The 23,954-nt window shown below is 73.4% G+C and carries 19 protein-coding genes and 2 pseudogenes; 11 read left to right on the forward strand and 10 right to left on the reverse strand.

Features of this window, described 5'->3' with window-relative positions:
• Positions 1-55: 55 nt before the first annotated feature.
• From BN1555_RS20940 to BN1555_RS20965, 7 genes and pseudogenes are all read right to left on the reverse strand, one after another.
• On the reverse strand, positions 56-1,015 hold the full coding sequence (locus BN1555_RS20940; protein WP_255306444.1) for a glutamate ABC transporter substrate-binding protein: 960 nt from the start codon (positions 1,013-1,015) through the stop codon (positions 56-58).
• Positions 1,016-1,113: 98 nt separating this feature from the next.
• On the reverse strand, positions 1,114-2,397 hold the full coding sequence (locus tag BN1555_RS20945) for a hypothetical protein (protein ID WP_093800812.1): 1,284 nt from the start codon (positions 2,395-2,397) through the stop codon (positions 1,114-1,116).
• Positions 2,398-2,752: 355 nt separating this feature from the next.
• A pseudogene (locus tag BN1555_RS20950) lies at positions 2,753-3,720 on the reverse strand (N-acetylglucosamine kinase).
• Entirely contained in the window at positions 3,711-4,976 is a 1,266-nt protein-coding gene (locus tag BN1555_RS20955) for a 6-phospho-beta-glucosidase (RefSeq protein ID WP_093800813.1), read from the reverse strand. Before BN1555_RS20955 ends, BN1555_RS20950 begins: the two are co-directional and overlap by 10 nt.
• A 14-nt stretch (positions 4,977-4,990) precedes the next feature.
• Positions 4,991-5,214, reverse strand: a pseudogene (locus BN1555_RS40465) (carbohydrate ABC transporter permease); the annotation flags it as partial.
• An 8-nt stretch (positions 5,215-5,222) separates the two neighbouring features.
• The gene (locus BN1555_RS20960) at positions 5,223-6,386 is read right to left on the reverse strand and encodes an ROK family transcriptional regulator (protein WP_093800814.1); all 1,164 of its coding nucleotides are present in this window, start codon (positions 6,384-6,386) and stop codon (positions 5,223-5,225) included.
• A gap of 226 nt (positions 6,387-6,612) precedes the next feature.
• Entirely contained in the window at positions 6,613-7,677 is a 1,065-nt protein-coding gene (locus BN1555_RS20965; protein WP_093800815.1) for a mechanosensitive ion channel family protein, read from the reverse strand.
• Between the two features lie 247 nt (positions 7,678-7,924).
• Between BN1555_RS20965 and BN1555_RS20970 the strand changes: the two genes are divergently transcribed.
• The gene (locus BN1555_RS20970; protein WP_093800816.1) at positions 7,925-8,461 is read left to right on the forward strand and encodes an HNH endonuclease; all 537 of its coding nucleotides are present in this window, start codon (positions 7,925-7,927) and stop codon (positions 8,459-8,461) included.
• A gap of 96 nt (positions 8,462-8,557) precedes the next feature.
• Here the strand turns inward: BN1555_RS20970 and BN1555_RS20975 are convergent, their stop codons facing one another.
• Entirely contained in the window at positions 8,558-11,608 is a 3,051-nt protein-coding gene (locus tag BN1555_RS20975; RefSeq protein ID WP_093800817.1) for a glycoside hydrolase family 84 protein, read from the reverse strand.
• A gap of 187 nt (positions 11,609-11,795) precedes the next feature.
• On the opposite strand from BN1555_RS20975, the gene BN1555_RS20980 reads away from it, so the two are divergent.
• From BN1555_RS20980 to BN1555_RS20990, 3 genes are read left to right on the forward strand one after another with little or no spacing between them, the layout of a single operon-like run.
• The gene (locus BN1555_RS20980) at positions 11,796-12,053 is read left to right on the forward strand and encodes a hypothetical protein (protein WP_093800818.1); all 258 of its coding nucleotides are present in this window, start codon (positions 11,796-11,798) and stop codon (positions 12,051-12,053) included.
• Positions 12,054-14,369: a 4-alpha-glucanotransferase gene (malQ, locus tag BN1555_RS20985; RefSeq protein ID WP_093800819.1), complete on the forward strand. Its 2,316-nt coding sequence runs from the start codon at positions 12,054-12,056 to the stop codon at positions 14,367-14,369.
• A gap of 20 nt (positions 14,370-14,389) precedes the next feature.
• Positions 14,390-14,620, forward strand: a complete 231-nt coding sequence (locus BN1555_RS20990; RefSeq protein ID WP_093800820.1) for a hypothetical protein — start codon at positions 14,390-14,392, stop codon at positions 14,618-14,620.
• A gap of 171 nt (positions 14,621-14,791) precedes the next feature.
• On the opposite strand, the gene BN1555_RS20995 is transcribed toward BN1555_RS20990, so the two are convergent.
• The gene (locus BN1555_RS20995) at positions 14,792-15,289 is read right to left on the reverse strand and encodes a MarR family winged helix-turn-helix transcriptional regulator (RefSeq protein WP_093800821.1); all 498 of its coding nucleotides are present in this window, start codon (positions 15,287-15,289) and stop codon (positions 14,792-14,794) included.
• Between the two features lie 103 nt (positions 15,290-15,392).
• Between BN1555_RS20995 and BN1555_RS21000 the strand changes: the two genes are divergently transcribed.
• From BN1555_RS21000 to alc, 4 genes are all read left to right on the forward strand, one after another.
• The gene (locus BN1555_RS21000; protein ID WP_093800822.1) at positions 15,393-16,325 is read left to right on the forward strand and encodes an EamA family transporter; all 933 of its coding nucleotides are present in this window, start codon (positions 15,393-15,395) and stop codon (positions 16,323-16,325) included.
• 52 nt (positions 16,326-16,377) lie between these two features.
• Positions 16,378-17,304, forward strand: coding sequence for a DMT family transporter (locus BN1555_RS21005; RefSeq protein WP_093800823.1), 927 nt, complete (start codon positions 16,378-16,380; stop codon positions 17,302-17,304).
• 23 nt (positions 17,305-17,327) lie between these two features.
• A complete protein-coding gene (locus BN1555_RS21010) occupies positions 17,328-18,236 on the forward strand; it encodes a LysR family transcriptional regulator (protein WP_093800824.1) in 909 nt (302 codons plus the stop codon).
• 359 nt (positions 18,237-18,595) lie between these two features.
• Complete coding sequence (gene alc / locus BN1555_RS21015; RefSeq protein ID WP_093800825.1) at positions 18,596-19,732, forward strand: allantoicase; 1,137 nt, start codon at positions 18,596-18,598, stop codon at positions 19,730-19,732.
• Positions 19,733-19,895: 163 nt separating this feature from the next.
• Here the strand turns inward: alc and pepN are convergent, their stop codons facing one another.
• Positions 19,896-22,487, reverse strand: coding sequence for an aminopeptidase N (gene pepN, locus BN1555_RS21020; protein WP_093800826.1), 2,592 nt, complete (start codon positions 22,485-22,487; stop codon positions 19,896-19,898).
• Positions 22,488-22,629: 142 nt separating this feature from the next.
• On the opposite strand from pepN, the gene BN1555_RS21025 reads away from it, so the two are divergent.
• From BN1555_RS21025 to BN1555_RS21035, 3 genes are all read left to right on the forward strand, one after another.
• Positions 22,630-23,127, forward strand: coding sequence for a DUF1203 domain-containing protein (locus BN1555_RS21025; RefSeq protein ID WP_093800827.1), 498 nt, complete (start codon positions 22,630-22,632; stop codon positions 23,125-23,127).
• A 77-nt stretch (positions 23,128-23,204) separates the two neighbouring features.
• Positions 23,205-23,435, forward strand: coding sequence for a ribbon-helix-helix domain-containing protein (locus BN1555_RS21030; RefSeq protein WP_093800828.1), 231 nt, complete (start codon positions 23,205-23,207; stop codon positions 23,433-23,435).
• A complete protein-coding gene (locus BN1555_RS21035) occupies positions 23,422-23,769 on the forward strand; it encodes a type II toxin-antitoxin system PemK/MazF family toxin (protein WP_093800829.1) in 348 nt (115 codons plus the stop codon). The genes BN1555_RS21030 and BN1555_RS21035 overlap by 14 nt, the downstream gene beginning before the upstream one ends.
• Positions 23,770-23,954 lie beyond the last annotated feature (185 nt).

Below are 23,954 nucleotides of genomic sequence, written 5' to 3' on the forward strand. Positions count from 1 at the left end.
TCTTCCGCTGCTCCGTGTGGTCGTGCCAGGAGTCACTGCCCAGGAACCGGCCGGGTCAATTGTCCCGGTACTTCGGTTCCGGCGGTTTCCTGATGCCGGGCAGGTCCTCCTTCAGCCATTTGCCGTACGCCCGCATCCACGGCCCGCTGTCGCCGCCCTTGCGGTAGTCGTCGAGCACCCGGTTGATCCGGCGCACCAGGTCGTCGTTGCCGAGCTTCGTCGCGACGCCGTAGAACTCCCGGGTGAACGGCTCGCCCTTCAGTTCGACCGCCGGATCCTGCGCGGCCTGCCCGGCCGCCAGGGCGTTGTCCGTCACCACCGCGTCCACCTCGCCGAGCTGGAGCCGCACCAGGCAGTCGAGCTGACTGGAGACGGTGAAGCCCTCGAACCTGGCGCCGAACGACTTCGCGGCCAGCGCGTCGTACGCCGTGGAGCCCTCCGCCGTGCAGACCCTCTTGCCGGCGAGCGACTCGTCGTAGCCCTCGACCGCCGACTTCTCGGGGGCCAGCACCTGCTGTCCCGCCTGGAAGTAGGCGGTGGAGAAGGCGACGTCCTCGATCCGGGCGCAGTTGACCGTCATCGTCCTGACGACGACGTCGACCCTGTCCTCCTGGAGGGCGAGGACGCGCTGGTTGGTCGGTATCGCGCGGTAGGTGACCTTGTCCGGGTCGCCGAGTATGTCCTCGGCTATGGCGCGCACGAGGTCGATGTCGAAGCCTTCGAGGTCGCCGGTGGCCGGATTGAGGTAGCCCCAGCGGAAGCTGTTCTGGTCGACGCCCGCGATCAGCCTGCCCCGCTCCTTGATCTTCCCGATCGCCGGACCGTCCTCGTCCGAGGGCCGCAGACTGCGCTCCGGTTCCTCGCAGGTGTCCGCCCGCGCGGCGGACGCCCGCGTCAGGTCCGGATCCGCCTCCGCCCCGCCGTCCCCGGCGCCGCGGGAGAGCGGCAGCAGCGTCACCGCGGCCGTCAGCGCGCAGGCCGCGGCCATCCCGGCCACCCCGCCCCAGCCGCGCAGTCTGCTGCCCCCGCGGCCGGTCCCGGGGCCGGCCGTGCCGTCGGTCCCGGCCCCGGTCCTGCTGCCCGCCTCGGCCACCGCGCCTCCTCCCACCCCAGTCACCTGTACTCCGAAAGCCTGCGCCCGACGCCGAGCACCGCACCCGTCGCGCCGAGCACCGCCAGGGCCGCGGCGCCCAGCGGCAGTCCGGCGAGCGCGCCGCGTCCGCTCTCGGCGGCCCGGGTGAACTCCCCCTGCTCGTGGGCGAGCGCCTTCTCCAGCGACGCGTCGACCGCGTTGAAGGAGGCGCCCGTGGAGCCCTCGTCCCCGATGACCTTCTCCAGGGCGCCTTCGTAGTCGCCGCCGTCGTCGGCCGCGCGCGCGGCCGCGTGCCGCTCGCGCCACTCCTCGGTCTTCGCGGCCGCCTGTGCCACCGGGCCCCTGCCCTGGGGGTCGTCGGCGAGTTCGCGCGCCTGTCCGAGGCGCCGGCCGAGCACCTTCATGCCGTTCACGTACTGCGATTCGTAGAGGTCGCGCTTGCCGTCCTCGGCCAGTACGGCGCCGCGCGCGACCAGGGTGAGATTCTCGTTGGCGCGCGCGTTCAGCGAGTTGACGCGTGCGTCGTTGAGCACTTCGAGCGACTCCTGGCCGTGCGCCATGGCGTCCTCCAGTCCGGACCGCGCCAGGGCGTGCCCGGCACCGAGCCACAGCAGGACGACGGCCGAGGCGACACTCGCGGCCAGCAGACCGTGGTTGAACACCCGGTTCGTACGACGGTAGTTGCGCCGCTGGGCCCAGAACAGGCCGCCCAGTGCCAGGACTCCGAGCCCGAGTGCGGCGAACGGCCATGCCCGGGCGTCGTCGTAGTCGTCCCCGAGCCGGCCGGTCTCCGCCGTGTAGAGCCGCTCGGCGGCGGGCAGCAGCTCGGTGGTCATGCGCTCGTTCGCGTACCGCAGGTAGGCGCCGCCCAGGGGCAGGCCGAGGCGGTTGTTGGCGCGGGCGCGCTCCACCAGGCCGGTGTACTGCGGGAGTCGGCTGCTGAGCGTGGCGATCTCGCGTCCGGAGGCGCTGGTGCTGTCCGTGCCGGCCGCGGCTTTCACGAGCAGCGCCGAAGCGGTCGAGATGTCCTTCTCGTACCGCTCGCGCACGTCCTGCGGTTCCTGCGCCCCCGCCAGGAAGCCGCTCGCCGCGGCGGAGTCGGCGTCCGCCAGCGAGCGGTAGATGCTCGCGGCGTCCGCGCTCAGGCGCTGGCTGCGGGTCACCACGTCGTCGGCGGCCGCCGTGCGGTCCGAGATCTCCCAGGCCGTCACCGCTCCGAACGCCACGACGAGCGCGGCCACGAAGGCGCCGATGGCACGCAGCCGGCCGGGTTCGGTCGTCGCCGCGGCGCGCAGTCGGGCCACGCCCTCCGACCACGCGGTGCTCCGCGCGGGCGGCTGCGCTTCGTGCCCGCTCGACGGGTGTGCCACGTGACCTCCCCCTCGGTCATGGACGGCCTGTCGTCTCCCGGTGCGTCGGGGGGACGGTGCCCGGCAAGCAGTATGGCCGCAGGCACCCGTATCCACACCAGGATTGACCGGATCTTGCGCCGGTCAAGGTCTCGCCCGTTCTGATCCCCACCATGTATACGCGGCGTAGATCTGTTCGGTTCCCGTACGGCGGCCCGGGGCCGCCCGGCTTCCGTGAGGGGCGGGCAGGGGGGGCGCCGGGGGAAACCGCACCCCGTCGCGCCCCCGCCGCCCCCGGGCCCGCCCCCACTCACGCGTAATGCGCCCGCAGGCGCTCGTGCGCCTCCGCCGGGGCCGCCGTACGGTCCAGGCCCAGCAGCGCCGCGCCCAGCACCGGCGGCGCCGTCACCACGCGCAGGACCGCCTTCGGGGCCCGTTCGGACATGAGGGCCGCGATGCGGTCGTCCAGCTCCGGGTGGCGCGCCGCCAGCACGCTGCCGCCCAGCAGCACCGGCGCCTCCTCGGCGAGCAGCCCCAGGCGTCCGAGTGCCACCGTCGACATCGCGACGACCTCCTCGGCCTGGCGGTGCACGATCGACCGGGCGACCCGGTCCCCCGCGCGCCGACGGCGAAGAGCACGGGCGCCAGTTCGTGCCGGCGGGCAGGCGCGATGCGCCCCAGGTGCAGCGCCTCGATCAGCGCGTACATCGAGTCCAGGCCGAAGTGCGCCGGGAGGGCGTGCGCCAGCTCCGTGGGCTCGCCCCGGCCGTCCTCCGCCCGCGCCGCGCACCACAGGGCCTCCTCCGCCAGGCCCCCGCCGCCGCCCCAGTCGCCGGAGAGCCGGCCGATCGCGGGGAAGCGGGCGGTGCGGCCGTCGGGAAGCATGCCGACGCAGTTGATGCCCGCTCCGCAGACCACCGCGACACCGCGCGGCTCGTCGGCCCCCGCCCGGAGCACGGCGAAGGTGTCGTTGCGGACATCTGTCGTACGGCCCCATCCCCGCGCGTGGACGGCGGCCCCCAACTCCTCCTCCTCGACGGGGAGATCGACGTTGGCGAGGCAGGCGGAGACGTGCTCGGCGGCCGTCGCGCCCGCCTCCTCCAGCGCCCGGCCCACCGCCTCCGCCAGCGTGTCGACCGCCGGCCCGACCCCGGTCTCCGGCGGCTGGAAGCCGCCGCCGCGCGCGGCCGACAGGACCGAACCGTCCGGCCCGACCACCGCCACGTCCGTCTTGCTGTTGCCCGCGTCGATGGCGATCACGGCCGCGGTCACGCCCACGTCAGGTGCTCCCGGTTGTGTGCGATCAGGCGGTCGGTGAGCCCCTCGGCGTACTCGAACTGGCCGATCAGGGGATGGGCGAGCAGCGCCCTGAAGACGCGTTCCCGGCCGCCGTGCAGCGCCGCTTCCAGGGCCAGGTCCTCGTACGCCGTCACGCTCGCGACGAGCCCCGCGTACAGCGGGTCCAGCTCCGGGACGGCCAGCGGTGTGGCGCCCGTCCGGCCGACCCGGGCCTGGACCTCGATGACCGCGTCGTCCGCGAGGAAGGGCAGCGTGCCGTTGTTGTACGTGTTGACGACCTGCACGGGGCTGCCGCCGTCGCCCAGCAGCGCCGCCGCCAGGTCCACCGCCGCCTCCGAGTAGAAGGCGCCGCCGCGCCGGGCGAGCAGCGCAGGCTTCTCGTCGAGCGCCGGATCGCCGTACAGGGCGAGGAGTTCCTTCTCCATCGTCGCCACCTCCGCCGCCCGCGACGGCTTGGTGCCGAGTTCCCTGACGACCTCGTCGTGCGCGTAGAAGTAGCGCAGGTAATAGGAGGGGACGACACCGAGGCGGTCGAGCACCGCGCGCGGCAGGCGCAGGTCCCCGGCGATCGCGTCGCCGTGCTCGGCGAGCAGCTTCGGCAGCACGTCCTCGCCCCCGGGACCGCCGAGGCGCACGCCCGTCTCCCAGGTGAGGTGGTTGAGACCGACGTGGTCCAGGTGTACGTCGGCGGGCGCCACCTCCAGCAGCTTCGCGAACTTCCGCTGGAAGCCGATCGCGACGTTGCACAGGCCGACGGCCTTGTGGCCGGCCCGGAGCAGTGCCCGTGTGACGATGCCGACCGGGTTGGTGAAGTCGATGATCCAGGCGTCCGGGTTCGCGCGGCGCACCCGCTCGGCGATGTCCAGGACGACCGGGACCGTGCGCAGCGCCTTTGCGAGGCCGCCCGCGCCCGTCGTCTCCTGTCCGACGCAGCCGCACTCCAGCGGCCACGTCTCGTCCTGGTTGCGGGCGGCCTGCCCGCCGACGCGGAGCTGGAGCAGCACCGCGTCGGCGTCCGCCACGCCCGCGTCGAGGTCGGAGGTGGTCGTGATGCGCCCCGGGTGGCCCTGCTTGGCGAAGATGCGGCGGGCGAGCCCGCCCACCAGGCCGAGGCGGTCGGCGGCCGGGTCGATCAGGACGAGCTCCTCGACCGGCAGGGTGCCGTGCAGACGGGCGAAACCGTCGATCAATTCGGGGGTGTAGGTGGAACCGCCACCCACTACTGCGAGCTTCATGCCAGTCCTCGTCATCAGCCCTTCGCTCCGGTCGGTGTGACGCCTTCGACGCACGCCTCGCGGGCGAGGAGGAAGGCGACGGTCACAGGGGCCGCGACCGGGACGGTCGCGGCCATGGTCGGGTTCCAGTCGGTGTGGTGCGCGCCGTGAACGGCGTGGGCCCGTACGGGAGCGTCCGGGCGGCCGGGTTCTCGCAGGCGCGGACCTGCGGTCCGAAGCGGTCGTTCCAGGCGTGGAAGAGGGGGACTAGCGGAAGGTGGTGTCGAAGACCTCGTCGCGCGTGGTGGCGAGGGCGCTCTCCAGCGCCCCGCGCAGCACGGGCTGCTCCTGTACGGAGCCGACGACGAGCCGGGGCCGCGGCGCGGCCAGCTCGGCCAGTTCCGCCTGGACCAGCGCGCGCAGCGGTTCGCCGCCGGCGGCGAGGACCCCGCCGGACAGCACGATCAGTTCGGGGTCGAGGATCGCGACCATGGAGGCGAGGCCGGTCGCGATCCCGGTCGCGAAGGACCGGAGGAGCTCCCGGTACGGTCCGCCGGCCGCCCGGGACGCCTCACCGATCAGCGCGATCGCCTCATCGGTGTGCGTCGCCCCGGCCGGCACCGCGATGCCGAGCTCCCGGGCCAGCCGGGGCACGGCCTGCCCGCCCGCCAGCTCCTGGAAGCCGCCGGAGTTGGCCCTGGTCACCCGGCGTACGAGCGGGGTGCCCGGCACCGGCATGAACCCGACCTCGCCGGCGCCACCGGTCCAGCCGCGGTGCAGCTGCCCGCCGATCACCAGCGCCGCGCCGAGACCGCCGTGGTTCCACAGCAGCACGAAGTCCTGATGGCCCCGGGCCGCGCCCAGGCGCTGCTCGGCGACGGCGGCCAGGTTCACGTCGTTCTCGTACTCGACGGGCAGGGGCAGTGCGGCCGCCAGGTCGTCGAGGAGGGTGGGGGAGTGCCAGCCGGGGAGGTGGGAGGCGTACCGCAGCCGTCCGGTGCCGGGGTCGAAGGCGCCCGGGGTGCCGATGACGACGCGGTGCACGTCGGACCGTACGAGACCGGCGGCCTTCACCGCGCCGTCGAGCGCCTCGGTCACCTGGCGCACGGCGGACTCGGCGCGGCCCGGCGGGGTCGGCAGTTCGAACGCGCCGGCGGTCTCACCGGTGATGTCCGCCACGGCGGCGCGGATGCGCCGGGGCGTCACGTCGAGGCCGGCGACGTGCGCGGCCCGCGCGTTGACCGCGTACAGCTGCGCGTTCGGCCCCGGACGCCCCTCGGTCGTACCGGTGGCGACGACGAGGCCGGCGGTCTCCAGGCGGACGAGCAGCTGGGACGCGGTGGGCTTGGAGAGACCGGTGAGCTTGCCGATCCTCGTGCGGGAGAGGGGGCCGTGCTCCAGGAGCAGGTCGAGTGCGGCACGGTCGTTCATCGCACGCAGAACGCGCGGCGTCCCCGGTGTTCCGGCCACGGCACAGCACCCGCCCTTCGGTCGCCCGCTCTCCCGACACCACTGTTAGGAAAGTTTCCTGTTCGGTGCGGCGAACGTACGGCGCGCGCACGCCGGGCGTCAAGGGGGCCCGCCACGCACGGCGCCCCCGCGGCAGCCGAAGCGTTGCCCGCGGGGGCGCCGGACGGACGTACGGAATCGCCCGGGGTTACTTGGAGAGGTTCGTGGACGGCGGGATCGGAGACGCGGCGAGGGACTGCGGGGACGTCGGACTGGCCAGCGCGGACGGCGCCGACATGCCCGCCGTCGGATCGGCCGGCGCGTCCTCCTGGCCGAGCGGCACCGGGCCGCCGACGATCCGGATCCCCGCCCGGTCGAAGGCCTGCTTGATGCGCCAGCGCAGTTCCCGCTCCACCGCGAGCGCCTTGCCCGGCATCGTCTTCGCGGAGAGCCGCACCACCATCGAGTCCAGCAGCACCGAGTCCAGGCCCAGCACCTCGACCGGGCCCCACAGCAGCTCGTTCCACGGCTCGGCCTTGGCGAACTCCTCGGAGGTCTTGACGATGACCTCCCGCACCCGGTCCAGGTCCTCGGAGGGGCGCACCTGTACGTCGACCCCGGCCGTGGCCCAGCCCTGGCTGAGGTTGCCGATCCGCTTGATCTCGCCGTTGCGGACGTACCAGATCTCACCGTTCTCGCCGCGCAGCTTCGTCACGCGCAGGCCGACCTCGATCACCTCGCCCGAGGCGACACCCGCGTCGATGCTGTCCCCGACGCCGTACTGGTCCTCCAGGATCATGAAGACGCCGGAGAGGAAGTCGGTGACGAGGTTGCGCGCACCGAAACCGAGCGCCACACCGGCCACACCCGCCGAGGCGAGCAGCGGCGCCAGGTTGATGTCGAGCGCGCCGAGCACCATCAGGGCGGCCGTACCGAGGATCAGGAACGACGCGACGGACCGCAGGACGGACCCGATCGCCTCCGAGCGTTGGCGGCGCCGCTCGGCGTTCACCAGGAGGCCGCCGAGCGCGGTGCCCTCGACCGCCTGGGCGCTGCGGTTCATGCGGGCTATCAGCTTGGTGAGCGAGCGGCGGATGACCGTGCGCAGCACGGCGGCGATCACGACGATCAGCAGGATGCGCAGGCCCACGCTCAGCCAGGTGGACCAGTTCTCCTCGACCCAGCTCGCGGCGTTGGTCGCCTGCTGCGCGGCCTCGTCGAGGGTGACCGGTTCGGATGTCGGATCGGCGGCCGACACAGCGGACCACAGCACGGCGGGGACCTCCAGGCGGAAGACAGGGGGGAACCAACCACACTAACGGGGCATCCCGTTTGATCCGGCGCCTTGTTCGAGGGAGAGACAAGACTCACCAGGGCATGAGGGCCGGGAAAGCCGTGTGGTCGAAAACACTCCGAGCCCGTTACCCGGACGTGGTGGCGCTTCGACCAGGCATGAGGAGAGACTGAGAGCAGATCGTCCCGGCGCGAGCCACGCGCCGCCGGCGTTATAGGAGGCATCCGTGCCGCATGTCCTGGTCCTCAACGCGTCGTACGAGCCGCTCGGCGTCGTACCGCTCCGCCGCGCGCTCGTCCTCGTCCTGGAGAACAAGGCTGTCTGCCTCGAGGAATCCGGCGCCTTCATGCACAGTGCGACCCGCGCCGTCCCGGCCCCCAGTGTCGTCCGGCTGAAACGGTTCGTGCGGGTCCCCTACCGGGGCCCCGTCCCTCTTACCCGCCGTGCGCTCTTCGCCAGGGACGGCGGGCGCTGCATGTACTGCGGTGGCGTCGCAACCAGCGTCGACCACGTCGTTCCGCGCAGTCGCGGGGGACAGCACGCCTGGGAGAACGTCGTGGCGGCCTGCCGCCGCTGCAACCACGTCAAGGCCGACCGGCACCTCATGGAGCTCGGCTGGCGCCTGCGCCACCAGCCCGCCCCGCCGTCCGGGCTGGCCTGGCGGATCATCGGGACCGGGCACCGGGATCCGCGGTGGCTGCCGTACTTGCAGCCGTTCGGCGCGGACGACGTGCTGGCCCGGATCGACGGCGTCTCCGCCTGAGGACCCGGGCCCTTGCCGTCCCCGGGGGGGGGGGGGGAGTACCGGTTCGGGAAGGGGTGGGGCGGGGGAGGCACCGCGGGCCCCCGCCCCCGGCCGCTATCCCGCGGGGGGCCCGTCCGCTGCGTCCGTCTTCGCGGGGGGCCCGTCCGCCGGGTCCGTCTTCGCGGGGACCTCGTCCACCGCGTACGCCTCCACCGCGAACAGCGAGTAGCCGTACGGCAGCGCCCGCTCGTCGCACTGCACCCGCACGAACCGGGCGCCCTTCGCGTCCATCCGCACCGCCTCGCGCCCGCCGCGCCCGTCCCTGACGGTCGCCGCCGTGCGCCAGGTGCGGCCGTCCTCGGACACCTGGACGCGGTACTTCTTCGCGTACGCCTCCTGCCAGTGCAGTACGACCTGGCCCAGCCGCACCGGCTCCGCCAGCTCGGCCTGCCACCACGCGGAGGGGCCCACCGGCGACGTCCAGCGCGTGGCCGGATCGCCGTCGGCCGCGTTCGGCGCGAGGAAGTCGGCGGTCTCGTCGCCGGACGACGACACTCCGACGCCCGCGCCGCGCACCAGGTCGGGCCCGGCCGTGCGCGGGAAGGCGCGCACGGTCAGGACGCTGTCCTGGCCGTCGAAAGCGACCGGGATCCGGTACTCGCCCGAGGGGACGGCCTTGTCGACCGTGATGTCCAGGGGAACGGCGGTGGACGTGCCGCGCGGCACCGTCGTCTCCCGGGGGGCCTTCACCCCGATGCCCTTGGGCGGCTCGGCCGTCAGCCGGCCGCGCACCTCCTCGGGGCGCTGCCCGGTCAGCCGCACCGTGACGCGCTGCGGCTTCCCGCCGATCTCCGCGTCCGTCTCGCTGCGCTCCAAGCGCAGCCCGGCGCGCGGTTCGTCCGCGAACCACGGCACCACGCGGTGCACCACGGGCGCGCCGCCGCCCGCGTCCCAGGACAGGCGCACGGCGTCCACGCGTGCGCCCCTGGCGTCCGTCTGCGTCCAGCCGCTGCCGGAGAGGGTGCCGACGCGCCGCCAGCCCTGGCCCTGGACATGGGCCTCGACGGCCGTGCCCTCGCCCGTGCCCGGCTCGGTCATGGCGGTCAGCGCCTCGACGGGACGCGGCCTGTCGAGGGTCACGGTGTACGAGCCGGCGCTCTCGGAGACGCTGCCCGCCTCGCGGTCCGCGCCGGTCCAGGCGTCCGCCGCCCTGGCGGCCTTCGCCACGAAGGAGTCGAGCACGCCCTTGCCGACGGTGACCCGGCTCGCCTTGAGGGAGCCGCGCAGCGCGTCCAGGTCGAGCGAGGCGCGCCACGCGGCCGGGCCGTCGCCACGCGCCTGCGCCTGGAGCAGGTCGACGGACACCTCGCCCGCCTCGCCGTAGCGCGCCAACTGCTCGGTCCACGGCCGCACTTCGTCGTCGAATGCGCCGCCCGCCGGACTCCGGAGCTGCTGGGGGACCTCGCGCATCGCCGTGAAGGCGGCGCGCAGCCGCTTCGCCGCGGCGTCCCGTACGCCCGCGTCGGTGGACGTGCGCGACCGCCAGAAGCTCTCGACGAGCGGACGCAGGTACGCCGACTCCTCGCCGCCCAGGACGGAGGAGGCGTCGTTCCCGGCCAGCGCCCGCAGGGCCTCGCGGGCCGGGCCGTCACCGTCCGCCAGGTCGTCGATCGCCGCCTTCCAGGACTCCTGCGGCTGGTAACCGCGCGGGTTCCAGGCGTAGTCGGCGGCCGTGAACAGCGGGATGCGGGAGGCGGAGGGCTGCTCCATGGCATTGGCGAGGAGGGCGGCGGAGCCGGTCGCGACGGCGGGCTCCCGGCCCGTGTAGGGGCCGAGGAAGATACGGTCCTGCGCGTAGTCGTTGACCGGGTAGTTGTCCATGGTGACCAGCGGATGCCGGAACGCTTCCCGCGCTCCCGCCAGTTCGCGCCCGGTGATCGTCTTCGGCACGACGCCGACGCCCGTCCACGCGACCTGCACCCCGCCGTCCAGCCGCTCGGCGAGCGCCTGCCGGTAGTCGGTGTCGCCCTCCTGGTAGAACTCCGTCGGCATCACGGACAGCGGCTCGGACCCCGGGTGCCGCTCCGCCAGGTGCTTCGCCACCGCGTTGGCCACCCGCGCGTGCGCCTTCGCCGCCGCCTCCGGGCCCGAGCCGAAGGCGCGGGCGTCCGCGTCGCAGTGCCACTCGCTGTAGCTGACGTCCTGGAACTGGAGCTGGAAGGAGCGCACCCCGAGCGCCCACATCGCGTCGAACTTGCGGTTCAGCGCCTTGATGTCGTCGTCGGACGACATGCACATCGCCTGCCCGGGGGCCACGGCCCAGCCGAGCGTCACATGGCTGCTGCGGGCCCGTTCGGCGAGCGCGCGGAAGTCGGCGCGCCGGTCCGCCGGGTACGGTTCGCGCCAGCGGGCCTGGCGGTACGGGTCGTCGCCGGGCGCGTAGAGGTACCGGTTCTGCTTGGTACGGGCCATGAAGTCGACCTGGGCCAGGCGCTGTCCGCGCGTCCACGGCTGCCCGTAGAAGCCCTCGGTCATGCCGCGCACCGCCGTCCCGGGCCAGTCGTGGATCACGGCCCCGGCTATCTGCTTGCCGTCCTTGCCGCCCGGGGCGGCCGTCACCAGCTGACGCAGCGTCTGGGCGGCGTGGAAGAGGCCGTCGTCGCCGACGCCGTCGAGCGCGACCGTCTCGCGGCCCTCGACGAGACCGACGGCGATCCGGTATCCCCCGGACGGCAGATCGGCGCGTTGAGGCGCGCGCAGGGCGCGCAACGCGTCCTGCGCGCCGGTGCCGCCCGCCCGTACGACCAGGCCGCGCGCGGGCAGCGGCTCGCCGGGCCCGACGCTGTACAGCGTCTGCACCCCCGCGCCGCGCAGCAGCTCTTCGACGGCCCGCACGGCGTACGGATCGGATCCCGGCTCCGTGACGAGCACCGCCTCCCGGCCCACCCGCACCGGCTGGCCCGCCGCCTGTACCGACTGCGGACGCGGCCACACGGCGGGCAGGGCGGTGGTGTTCTCGCGGTCCCGCGTCGTGGCCGCGGGCGTGGCGGGCGCTGTGGGGTCGGGGTCGGAAGGGGCGGCGAACGCGCCGTGCGCGCCACCGAGCAGCCCGCCAATGACGGCGACCGCGACGGCGGTCGCGCCTCTCCTGCGCCCGAACTGCACGGCCGTCTCCTCAGTCGCGTCAGCCTTCTCCTGTGGGCCCAGAGCCCACCACCCGTCCGCCCGGGTGTCAATTTTCATACAGAGAAGCGAGTGTGACGCGGGACACGTTGATGGAATGCATACGTCTGCGGCCGTGCCCATTGGGTAGGGCTGCTGTGTCCGCACAGTCCACCGTAGGGAGGCCCCTGTGGCCGCCGCACAGCTTCTCCTTTCCGCCCTGTCCAAACCGGTGCCGTCCCCCCGCACCGGGCTCGACGCCGGATTCCCGCTCGACGCGGGATTCGCCGAGCCGCTGCTCACCACCGAGCCGCCCCTGACCAGCGAACCCCCGATGGCCGACGCCGCGCCGCTCACCAGTGAGCCCCCGATGGCCGACGCCGCCCCCCTGACCAGCGAACCGACAGCCCACGGCACGGCATCGGGCACGGAGCCCACGGGGGTCTAGATGGGCCTTGCCCGGCTCGCGGCCCTGCACGGTGTCGCCACGTCCTACCAGCCGTCGGCGCACCGCACGCTCCAGGTCCCCGACGACACGGTGATCGCCGTGCTGGCGGCCCTGGGCATCGACGCGCGTACGCCCGAGGCGGTGCGTACGGCCCTCGAAGCCCACGAGGCCGCCGCCCGCCGTCTGCTGCCCACCACGGTGGTGTCCTGGACGGGCGAGGACGGCCCGCAGCCGCCGCCCGCCCTCGCGGGCCTGCCCGCGGGCACCGTGCTGCGCGTCGGGACGGAACAGGGCCCGGCGGTGGAGTGGGGGTCCCCGCCCCCGGATCCGTCCCAGGCCTCTCCGTCCCAGGCCTCTCCGTCCCAGGCCTCTCCGTCCCAGACCTCTCCGTCCCAGGTCCCTCCGCCTCCGGGCTCGCGGAGTCCGTCCGAGGCCCCGCCGCACGAGGAGGAGGGAGCGGCCGGCCCAGGCCCCGCCCCCGGTTCCGTCGCGCCGTCGTCCGTCGCGGGCGAGGGGTGGCGGCAGCTGCCTCTCGGAGTGCACCGGCTGTCGGCGCGCACACCGGACGGGACGGAGGACGCCGCCACGCTCGTCGTCGCCCCCGGCAGGGTCCCGCAGCAGCCCGGCCGCACCTACGGGCTCCTCGTCCAGCTCTACTCCCTCCTGTCCCGGCGCTCCTGGGGCATGGGCGACCTCGGTGACCTCGCCGAGCTCGCCGCCTGGTCCGGGCGCTCCCTCGGCGTCGGATTCGTGCAGATCAACCCGCTGCACGCGGCCGTTCCCGGTGCGCCCACCGACCCGTCGCCGTACCGCCCCTCCTCGCGCCGCTTCCCCGACCCCGTGCACCTGAGGGTGGAGGACGTTCCCGAGTACGCCCATGTCCCGGCGGGGGACCGGGCGCGCCTCGACGGCCTGCTGGAGCGGGCCGCGGCCCTGCGCGACGGCGTCCTGAACAAGGGCGGGCTGATCGACCGCGACGCGGTGTGGGAACTCAAGAAGGAAGCCCTGGAGCTGGTACGGCCCGTCCCGCTCGGCCCCGGCCGCCGCGCCGCCTACTGCGACTTCCTGGCCGAGCAGGGCACGGCCCTGGAGGACCACGCCACCTGGTGCGCGCTCGCCGAGGTGCACGGTTCCGACTGGCACGCCTGGCCGGCCGAACTGCGCGACGACCCGCGCTCCGCCGCCGTCGAGCGGGCCCGGGACGAGCTGTGCGACCGCGTCGACCTGTACTGCTGGCTGGCCTGGCTCACCGACTGTCAGCTGGCGGCGGCCCAGCACGCCGCCCGCGAGGCGGGCATGCCCGTCGGCATCGTCCACGACCTGGCCGTCGGCGTGCACCCCGGCGGCGCCGACGCCTGGGCGCAGCAGGACGCCTACGCGCGCGGCATGTCGGTCGGCGCCCCGCCGGACGCCTTCAACGCGCTCGGCCAGGACTGGGGGCTGCCCCCGTGGCGCCCCGACGCCCTGGCCGCCGCCGCGTACGCCCCCTTCCGGGGCCTGCTGCGCGGGCTCCTGCGCAACGCGGGCGCCCTGCGCATCGACCACGTCATGGGGCTGTTCCGGCTCTGGTGGGTCCCGGAGGGCCGCCCGCCGACGGACGGGACGTACGTCAGGTACGACGCGGACGCGATGCTCGCCGTACTCGCCCTGGAGGCCCACCTGGCGGGCGCGAGCGTCATAGGGGAGGACCTGGGCACGGTCGAACCGGGGGTGCGGGACGCCCTCGCCGAGCGCGGTGTGTCCGGCACGTCGGTGCTGTGGTTCGAGCGCGACTGGACCGGTACGGACGAACCGCTGCCCCCGGAGGCCTGGCGCGAGCACTGCCTGGCCACCGCCACCACCCACGACCTGCCGTCCACCGCCGCCCGCCTGACGGGCGAGCACGTCGCGCTGCGCCACCGGCTCGGCCTGCTCACCCGGCCCCTGGCGGACGAACGGGCCGAGGCGTCCGTCGAGGTCGCCGACTGGCTTTCGTACCTGGTCAGGCTCGGTCTGCTGCCGGAGGGCACGGGCGACGAGGAGGGCGGGATCCGCGCCGTCTACCGCTTCCTGCTGCGCACCCCGGCCCGGATGGTCGGCATCTGGCTGCCGGACGCGGTGGGCGACCGGCGGCCGCAGAACCTGCCCGGCACCTGGGACCAGTACCCCAACTGGCGTCTGCCGGTCGCCGACGCCGAGGGGCGCCCCGTCACCCTGGAGGAACTCGCCGCGTCACCCCGCCTGCACGACCTGATCGACGTCTTCCGGACCCGTGCGGCGCCCTCGGCACCCCCTGCGGAACCCCCTATGGCACCCCCGGGCGCGCGGCCCGCTTAGGCGTTCGCTACGTTTGCACCGTGGACAAGAAGAACGCCCTGCGCGCCGGCGCCGTCGCGGCCGGTACGACGCTGATGATGCTGCTCATGTCGTCCCCCGCGCTCGCGCTCACCCGCGACGACGGCGACGACCCGGGTCCCGGCCTGAGTGTGGCCGAGACGCTCGGCCTGTATGTCGTGGCCCCGATCGTGCTGTTCGCGGTGATCACGGGTCTCGTCATGGTGCTGGACAAGTCCGAGAAGCAGGTCTGACGGCAGACCCGACAGCAGCGGTCCTGCCGACGGGCACGTCTTTCTGATTTCCGAGTCGTACCGAGGGCGTCCTCGTCCGTGTCGCGATCCGCGTACGGACGAGGACGCCCTCGACGTGTTTGCGTACGGCCGTACGGCAGCTTTCCGTACGGCGTGTTCCCGTACGGCGGGTTACGTCCGGGCCGATCCGGCGAGCAGCCGCCGCAGCAGTTCCTGGAGCTGCTCGACCCGCTCCTCGCCCAGCCCTTCGAGCGCCTCGTGCTGGATCTCCAGACCGGCCACCACCGCCTCGTCGACGAGCGCGAGACCGCTCTCGGAGAGCGTCACCCGCAGTCCGCGCCGGTCGTGCGGATCGGGGCTGCGGCTCAGCAGCCCGGCCCGCTCCAGCTTGTCGAGCCGGCCCGTCATCCCGCCGGTGGTGAGCATCAGCGTCGCGGAGAGCTGGCGCGGCGAGAGGGTGTACGGCTCACCGGAGCGGCGCAGCGTCGCGAGGACGTCGAACTCGCCGAGTGAGACCCCGAACCGGGCGTACGCCTTCTCGATGCGGTCGCCCATGGTGCGTGCGATCCGGTAGACGCGGCCGAAGACGGCCATCGGGGCGGTGTCGAGTTCGGGGCGCACCTCGGCCCACTGGGCGGTGATGGCGTCGACGGGGTCCTTGGTCGTCATGTCCGCAGTATCGGCAGAGTCCGGGTCGGCCGCAAGAAAGTTGCTTGACGGAAAGTAGCTTGGAAGTAAGCTACTTTCTACCAATCTACTGTGGGGAGCGAGCGTGAGGAATCGCGCCGGAACCATCGCTCTGACCGCGCTCGCGCCCGTCTCCTGGGGCTCGACGTACGCCGTCACCACGGAATTCCTGCCGCCCGACCGGCCGCTCTTCACCGGTCTGATGCGCGCCCTGCCCGCCGGGATCGTGCTGCTCGCGATCGCCAGGACGCTGCCGCGCGGTGTCTGGTGGGGGAAGGCGGCCGTGCTCGGGGCGCTGAACATCGGGGCGTTCTTCCCGCTGCTCTTCCTCTCCGCGTACCGGCTGCCCGGCGGCATGGCGGCGGTCTTCGGTTCGCTCGGGCCGCTGTGGGTGGCGGGGCTCGCGGTGCTGCTGCTCAGCGAGAAGCCGACCGTACGCACCCTGCTGACCGGGATCGCGGCGGCGCTCGGCGTGAGCCTGGTGGTGCTGCGCGCCACCGCCGCGCTGGACACGGCCGGCGTGCTGGCGGCGCTCGCCTCCTCCGCCTCGATGGCGGCCGGAACCGTGCTGACCAAGCGCTGGGGGCGGCCCGAGGGGGTGGGCCCGCTGGTCATGACCGGCTGGCAGCTCACCGCGGGCGGACTGCTGATCGCGCCCGTCGCGCTCCTGGCGGAGGGCGCGCCGCCGGCGCTGGACGGGCGGGCCGTCGCGGGTTACCTCTACCTGGCGCTGGTCAACACGGCGGTCGCGTACTGGCTGTGGTTCCGCGGCATCGGCCGGCTCACCGCGACCTCCGTGACCTTCCTCGGCCCGCTGTCGCCGCTGAGCGCGGCGGTCATCGGCTGGGCGGCACTGGGGGAGGCGCTGGCACCGGTGCAGCTCCTGGGGATGGCGATCGCGTTCGGGGCGACGCTGCTGGGCCAGGCGGGGGTGACGAAGCCCAAATTGTTCAATTCTACTGAAAAGAATAATCGGGAACATTCGATGGACCTGATGGATAAGGTGCTGCGACGGTAGGTCCCGAACGCAACCGAGGCTCCCGGCAGGGGAGCGGAGCGAGGGGATACCAGTGGCAGTCCAGGACCGTGTCCGTACCGGCGGCGAACCGACGGCCGGCAAGGCGGAGAAGGCGTCGGCCGTCGGCCTCGTCCTCGCCGCCGTCGCGACGGTCGTCTGGTCCGGCAGTTTCGTCACCTCCCGCGCCCTCCACGACTCCGTCCCGCCCGTGCAGGCCGCCTTCTGGCGCTGGATCGTGGCGATCGTCGCCGTGGCCCCCTTCGCGGCCCGCGAGGCATGGCGTCAACGAGAGCTGCTCCGGCGCCACCTGGGGTTCCTCACCCTCGCCTCACTCCTCGGCGTCACCGTCTACAACACCCTCGTCAACCAGGCCGGGCTCTCCACCTCGGCGGGCAACATGGGCATGATCATGGCGGCCTCGCCGGTCCTGATGGCCGTCTGCGAACGCCTGGGCGGCGCCCGCCTCGGCGCCCGCCGCACCACCGGGATGCTGGTCGCCTGTGCCGGAGTGCTGCTCCTGGTCAGCAAGGGCTCGCTCGCCCCGGACTTCGCCACCGGGGATCTGTGGATGCTCGCGGCGGCGGTCTGCTTCGGCTCGTACAGCGCGCTGCTGCGCCGCAAGCCGGCCGGGATCGGCGGACTCGCCTTCCTGTTCAGTGTGTTCGTGCTCGGCGCGCTGATGCTGGCGCCGGCGTACGCCGTCAGCCTCGCCCTCCAGGGCGGCTTCGAGCCGACGGCCGGAACGGCAGGGCCACTGGTCTACGTCGGCGTCTTCTCGTCCGCCGTCGCCTTCTTCGCCTGGAACAGGGCGATCACGCTGATCGGCGCGGCGCGGGCGGGCGTCGTCTACTACCTCCAGCCGGTGTGCGTGGCTCTGCTCTCCTTCGCCCTGCTGGGTGAGGCGACGGGGCCGATGCGGATCCTGTGCATGGCGCTGATCCTGGGCGGAGTGATGCTCGGGGCGAGCCGGGGCCGGTGACGGGCCGGGATAGGTTCCGTCCCATGATCGAGTGGGACATCAAGAAGTTGCGGATCCTGCGGACCCTGCGCGACCGGGGGACCGTGACCGCGACGGCCGAGGCGTTGCTGATGACGCCGTCGGCCGTTTCGCAGCAGCTGTCCAACCTCGGCAAGCAGCTCGGCGTACCACTGCTGGAGGCGCACGGGCGGCGGGTGCGCCTCACCGACGCGGCCCACCTGGTCCTGCGCCACGCGGAGGCGGTCTTCGCCCAACTTGAGCAGGCCGACGCCGAGTTGACGGGGTACATGCGCGGGGAGGCGGGAGAGGTGCGGATCGGGGCGTTCTCGACGGCCGTGCCGGCGCTGGTCGTACCGGCGGTGCAGCGGCTCCGTACGACACATCCCGCGCTGGAGGTGCGGGTCAGGGAGGCCGAGGCCGCCGAGGCGTACGAACTCCTGGCGAGCGGGGCGGTCGACCTGGCGCTGTCGCTGGCGGCGCACGCCCCTACCGCCCGCGACCCCCGGCTCGCCCGCGTCCCGCTGCTGGCCGACCCGCTGGACGTGGCGCTCCCGGCCGGACATCCGCTGGCGGCGGCGCCGGGCCTGCGGCTGGCGGACCTGTCGGGCGAGCCGTGGATCTTCGGCGGGAGCGGACCGTGGTCGGAGATCACCCGCCACGCGTGCGAGGCGGCGGGCTTCGTGCCGGAGCAGGCGCACAGCGCCGCCGGCTGGACGGCGATCCTGGCCATGGTCGAGGCCGGGATGGGGGTGGCCCTGATCCCGCGGATGGCGTCGGCGGAGCGGCGTACGGGGGTGGTCATGCGGGTCCTGAGCGCGGACCGGCCCCAGCGCCACGTGGTGGCGGCGGTACGCCGCGGGGCGGAGGCGGGCCCGGCGGTGGCCCGCGTGCTGTCGTCCCTGCGCGAGGTGGCGACGGCGCGGACACCGTGACCGGCGGGTGGGGTCGGCTCACGGGGCCGGCTCGCGAGACACGCCTCCACGGGGCCACATCCCTGCGGGACCGCAACCGCGGGTTGCTTCCGGGGGTCCCGGTTCGCCCCGAGCGCTCCGGGCCGCGGTGGGCCGGAGCTTTCCACGGGCTTTCTCCAGGACCTCCGCCGCCTCCTCGCCCCCGTGGCGGCCCCCGCACCGGCAGCGGCCGGCGCCCGGGCTCCAGCCGCCCCGCCCCGCCCGCCGCGGACCGCGCCGCCTCCCGTTCCGCCCCTCTCCTCAACCGTTCAGTCCTGCTTAAAAGCTTGTCCAGAAACTTTCGATGGACCTGACCGGTCGTGGGCTGTGACAGTCGGAGCATGACGACGACCGACGCGCACCTCGAAGACCCGCACGCCAACGACGCCGCCCCCTACGGCGGAGGTGACCCGTACGCCGACTACCGGGGCGGGGACTTCCCCTTCACCGAGCTGGTCGATCTGGCCGACCGGCGCCTCGGAGCCGGTGTCATCGCCGCCAACGACGAGTTCTTCGCCGAGCGCGAGAACCTCCTCATCCGCGAGCGGGCCGTCTTCGACCCCGAGCACTTCGGCCACAAGGGCAAGATCATGGACGGCTGGGAGACCCGGCGCCGGCGCGGCGCCGACGGGTCGCACCCCTTCCCGGCGCCCGACGACCACGACTGGGCCATCATCCGCCTCGGCGCCCCCGGCGTCATCCGCGGCATCATCGTCGACACCGCCCACTTCCGCGGCAACTACCCGCAGCGCGTGAGCGTCCAGGCCACGGCGGTCGAGGGCTCGCCCAGCCCCGAGCAGCTCCTCGACTCCGAGGTGAAGTGGGAAGAGATCGTGGCCCCCACGCCCGTGCGCGGACACGCGGCCAACGGGTTCGAGATCACGAGCGAGCGGCGCTTCACCCACATCCGCCTGTGCCAGCACCCCGACGGCGGCGTCGCCCGCCTGCGCGTGCACGGCGAAGTCGTGCCCGACCCCCGGTGGCTGGACCTTCTCGGGACCGTCGACCTCGTCTCCGTACTCAACGGCGGTGTGTACGAGGACGCTTCCGACAAGTTCTACTCGTCGCCGACGCAGATCATCCTGCCGGGGACCTCGCGCAAGATGGACGACGGCTGGGAGAACCGCCGCCGCCGCGTCCGCGACACCAACGACTGGGTGCGCTTCCGCCTCGTCGCGCAGGGCGCCATTCGCGCCGTCGAGATCGACACGGCGTACCTCAAGGGCAACTCGGCCGGCTGGATCGCCCTGAGCGGGCGCAACGGCGAGAGCGGCGAGTGGTTCGAGATCATCCCGCGGACCAGGCTCCAGCCCGACACCCTGCACCGCTTCAAGCTCCCGGCCCAGGCCGTCGCCACCCACGTCCGCCTCGACGCCTTCCCCGACGGTGGCGTCGCCCGGATGCGGCTGCACGGGGCGCTCACCGAGCAGGGCGCGGCCGAGCTGCGGGCCCGCTACGAGGACGTGGCCGGCCGGTAGCCGGCTCCGCCCACCAGACCCCCGCCCGGCGGACGGCAGCGGTACAGCGCCCGGCCGTCGGGCGGTTTCCACGTCCCACGGCGGAGAGGGCCGCCCCCCGCGCGTCGCGGGGGGCGGCCCTCTCGTGTCCTCGGCCGCCGGACGGGCGGGGAGGCCGCCGCGCCTACGCTGCCGCCGAACCCGCCGCCGCGTCCGCCGCCTGCGCCTTCAGCGCCCGCTCGATGCCCGAGCGGGACTCCGAGACCAGGCGGCGCAGGGCCGCGCTCGGGTCCGCCGACGCCAGCCACGCGTCCGTCGCGTCCAGCGTTTCCCGGGAGACCTGCACCGTCGGGTACAGGCCGACCGCGATCTGCTGCGCCATCTCGTGGCTGCGCGACTCCCAGATACCCTTGACCGCCGCGAAGTACCTCTCCGTGTACGGCGCGAGCAGCTCACGCTGGTCGGTCTGGACGAAGCCGCCGATCACGGCCTCCTGCATGGAGTTCGGGAGCTTGTCGGACTCGATGACCGACGCCCACGCCTCCGCCTTCGCCTCGGCCGTCGGCCGCGCGGCCCGCGCCGACGCGGCGTGCAGTTCGCCCGCCGACGTCCTGTCGCGCTCCAGCTCCGCCGCGATCACCTTCTCGTCCGCACGGCCCGTGGCCGCGAGACGGCCCACGAAGGCCCAGCGCATCTCGGTGTCGACGGCCAGCCCCTCCACCGTCTGCGTGCCGTCCAGCAGGCCCTGGAGGATGTCGAGCTGCTCGTCGGTACGGGCCGTCGCGGCGAACGCCCGCGCCCACGCCACCTGGTGGTCGCTGCCCGGCTCGGCCGCGCGCAGGTGCTCCAGCGTCGCCGCCGTCCACCGCGCCAGGCCGCTCTCGCGCCACTCCGGCGCCGCGTACAGGTCCAGCGCCAGCTTCGCCTGGCGGTGCAGGGACTGGACGACGCCGATGTCCGACTCCTTGCCGATGCCCGACAGGACCAGCGCCAGGTAGTCGCGGGTGGCGAGTTCGCCGTCGCGCGTCATGTCCCACGCGGCCGACCAGCACAGCGCGCGCGGCAGCGACTCGGTGAAGTCGCCGATGTGCGCGGTGACCACGGCCAGCGAGTCCTCGTCCAGGCGCACCTTGGCGTACGACAGGTCGTCGTCGTTGAGGAGGATCACGGCCGGGCGGGGCGTTCCCGCCGGGAAGGGGACCTCGGTCAGCTCGGCGGCGTCGACGTCCATCTCGATCCGGTTCGTACGGACCAGGTGGCCCGCGCCGTCCAGGTCGTAGCAGCCCACCGCGATGCGGTGCGGACGGAGGATGGAGGCGCCCTTCGCGCCCGCCGGGAGCGCCGGGGCCTCCTGCCGGACGGCGAAGGACGTGATGGTGCCGTCCGCGGCCGTCTCGATCTCCGGGCGGAGGATGTTGATGCCGGCCGTCTCCAGCCACGCCTTCGACCAGGTCTTCAGATCGCGGCCGGACGTCCTCTCCAGCGCGCCGAGCAGGTCGGGCAGGCGCGTGTTCCCGAACGCGTGCGCCTTGAAGTACGCCTGCACGCCCTTGAAGAACTCGTCCTGGCCGACGTACGCGACGAGCTGCTTGAGCACCGACGCGCCCTTGGCGTACGTGATGCCGTCGAAGTTGACCAGCACGTCGTCCAGGTCCCGGATCTCGGCCATGATCGGGTGCGTGGAGGGGAGCTGGTCCTGGCGGTACGCCCAGGTCTTCTCCGAGTTCGCGAACGTCGTCCACGAGTGCGGCCACTTCGAGCCCGGCGCGTGCGCCTGGCAGGCGACCGACGTGTACGTGGCGAACGACTCGTTCAGCCACAGGTCGTTCCACCACTCCATGGTGACCAGGTCGCCGAACCACATGTGCGCCAGCTCGTGCAGGATGGTCTCGGCGCGCCGCTCGTACGCCGCGTCCGTCGTCCGGGAGCGGAAGATGTACTGGTCGCGGATGGTCACCGCGCCCGCGTTCTCCATCGCGCCCGCGTTGAACTCCGGCACGAAGAGCTGGTCGTACTTCGCGAAGGGGTACGCGTAGTCGAACTTCTCCTGGAACCAGTCGAAGCCCTGCCGCGTGACGTCGAAGATCTCGTCCGCGTCCAGGAACTCGGCCAGGGACGGACGGCAGTAGATGCCCAGCGGCACGCTCTGGCCGTTCGCGTTCTCGTACGAGCTGTGGACGGAGTGGTACGGGCCGGCGATCAGCGCGGTGATGTACGTCGAGATGCGCGGCGTCGGCTCGAAGACCCAGATGTCGTCCTTCGGCGCCTCGGGCGTCGGGGAGTTCGAGATCACCGTCCAGCCGGACGGCGCCTTCACGGTGAACTGGAAGGTCGCCTTCAGGTCGGGCTGCTCGAACGACGCGAAGACGCGCCGCGCGTCCGGCACCTCGAACTGGGTGTAGAGGTACGCCTGCTGGTCCACCGGGTCGACGAAGCGGTGCAGGCCCTCGCCGGTGTTGGTGTACGCGCAGTCGGCGACGACCTTCAGTTCGTTCGGGCCGGCCTCCAGGTGCTTGAGGGTGATGCGGGAGTCCCGGAAGACGGCGGCGACGTCCAGTGACTTCCCGTTCAGCACGACCTGGTGCACGGCGGGCGCCACCAGGTCGATGAACGTCTGCGCGCCGGCCTCGGCGGACTCGAAACGCACGGTGGTCACGGAACGGTAGATGCCGCCCTCCTGCGCGCCGCTCAGATCGAGTTCGATCTCGTACGCGTCGACGGTGAGCAGGCTCGCCCGCTGCTGGGCCTCTTCGCGGGTCAGATTCGTGCCAGGCACCCGGTCATCTCCTCGGTATGTGTCGTTTTCCGTCATCCTTCCACGCCGCTTCCGTCATGAGTGCAGAGTCAGCTCGCAGCTGACAGAGCGCGACGTCCGAAGTCCGCGAGCGCGTGGCCGGGGCCGTGGCGAAGCTGGGCACATGACGTTCCATACCGCGCGCCCCATCGAGCCCGCCGCCCTCAAGCAGCTGCGGGACACCGACGACGCCGGCCGCGCCTGCGCCCCGTACACCGACGAGGAGGGCGGCGCCCCGCTGCGCTGCTGCCTGCGGCTCAGCGAGCCCGGCGAACGCGTCGCGCTCGTCTCGTACGCGCCGCTGCGGCGCTGGGCGGCCGGAACCTGGGCCAGGCCCGGGGCGTACGACGAACAGGGCCCCGTCTTCGTCCACGCGCACGAGTGCGAGGGGCCGGCCCGGGCCGGGGGCTACCCCTTCGCCCGCCCCGGCGCCCTGCGCACCGTGCGCCGCTACGACGCCGACGGGCACATCGTCGGCGGCCGGCTCCTGGAGCTCCCGGACGACACGACGGCGGGCTTCGACGCCGCGTTCGCCGAGGCCTTCGCCGACCCGGAGGTGGCGCTCGTGCACGTCAGGGCGGTGGAGTACGGCTGCTTCCACTTCGAGGTGCGCCGAGCGTGACCCCCCTCACCCGGCTGTACGCGGCAGCGGCTCCAGCCGGGTAGCAAGCCTGGTCGTACCTGAGTAGCATCGGTGGTATGAAGATCAGTGTGAGCCTGCCGCGGGAGGACGTGGCCTTCGTCGACGCGTACGCGGCCGAGACGGAGGCGGAGTCCCGTTCCGCGGTGATACATGCCGCGATCGAGCTGCTGCGCAACTCCCGGCTGGAGTCGGACTACGCGGCCGCGTTCGAGGAGTGGGACGCGAGCGAGGACGCGGCGTTCTGGGACCGGACCGCCGGGGACGGGCTGGCCGATGCGCAGAGGTGAGATCTACCTGATCGACTACGACCCGGTGCGCGGCAGCGAGGTGAACAAGGCCCGCCCCTCGGTGGTCGTGTCGAACGACGCGGCCAACCAGACCGTCCAGCGCATGGGCAAAGGCGTGATCACCGTTGTTCCGGTGACGTCGAACACGTCGCGGGTCTTCCCGTTCCAGGTTCTCCTGCCGGCCGGGGAATGCCACCTCGCGAAGGATTCCAAGGCCCAGTGCGAGCAGGTCCGCGCGGTCGCGGTGGAGCGGGTGCTGCACCGCATCGGCACGGTTCCCCCTCAGCGCATGGCTGAACTCGACACAGCCCTGCGGCGGCACCTGGCCCTCTGAGGGACCTCCTCACCCCGCGCCGGCCGGCACAGCAGCATCACCCCGCGCCCGGCGGCCACCGGGGTCAGGCCCTCCCGGAGCCTCGTGACCGACGGGCCGGGGACGGCCGAAGGGGAGTACGCCGGGCGGACGCACGACGGCGGGGCGGGACTCCCGTACCGGAGAGTCCCGCCCCGCCGTCGTGA

The organism is Streptomyces sp. Wb2n-11 (assembly GCF_001049855.1).
Taxonomy (GTDB): Bacteria; Actinomycetota; Actinomycetes; order Streptomycetales; family Streptomycetaceae; genus Streptomyces; species Streptomyces altiplanensis.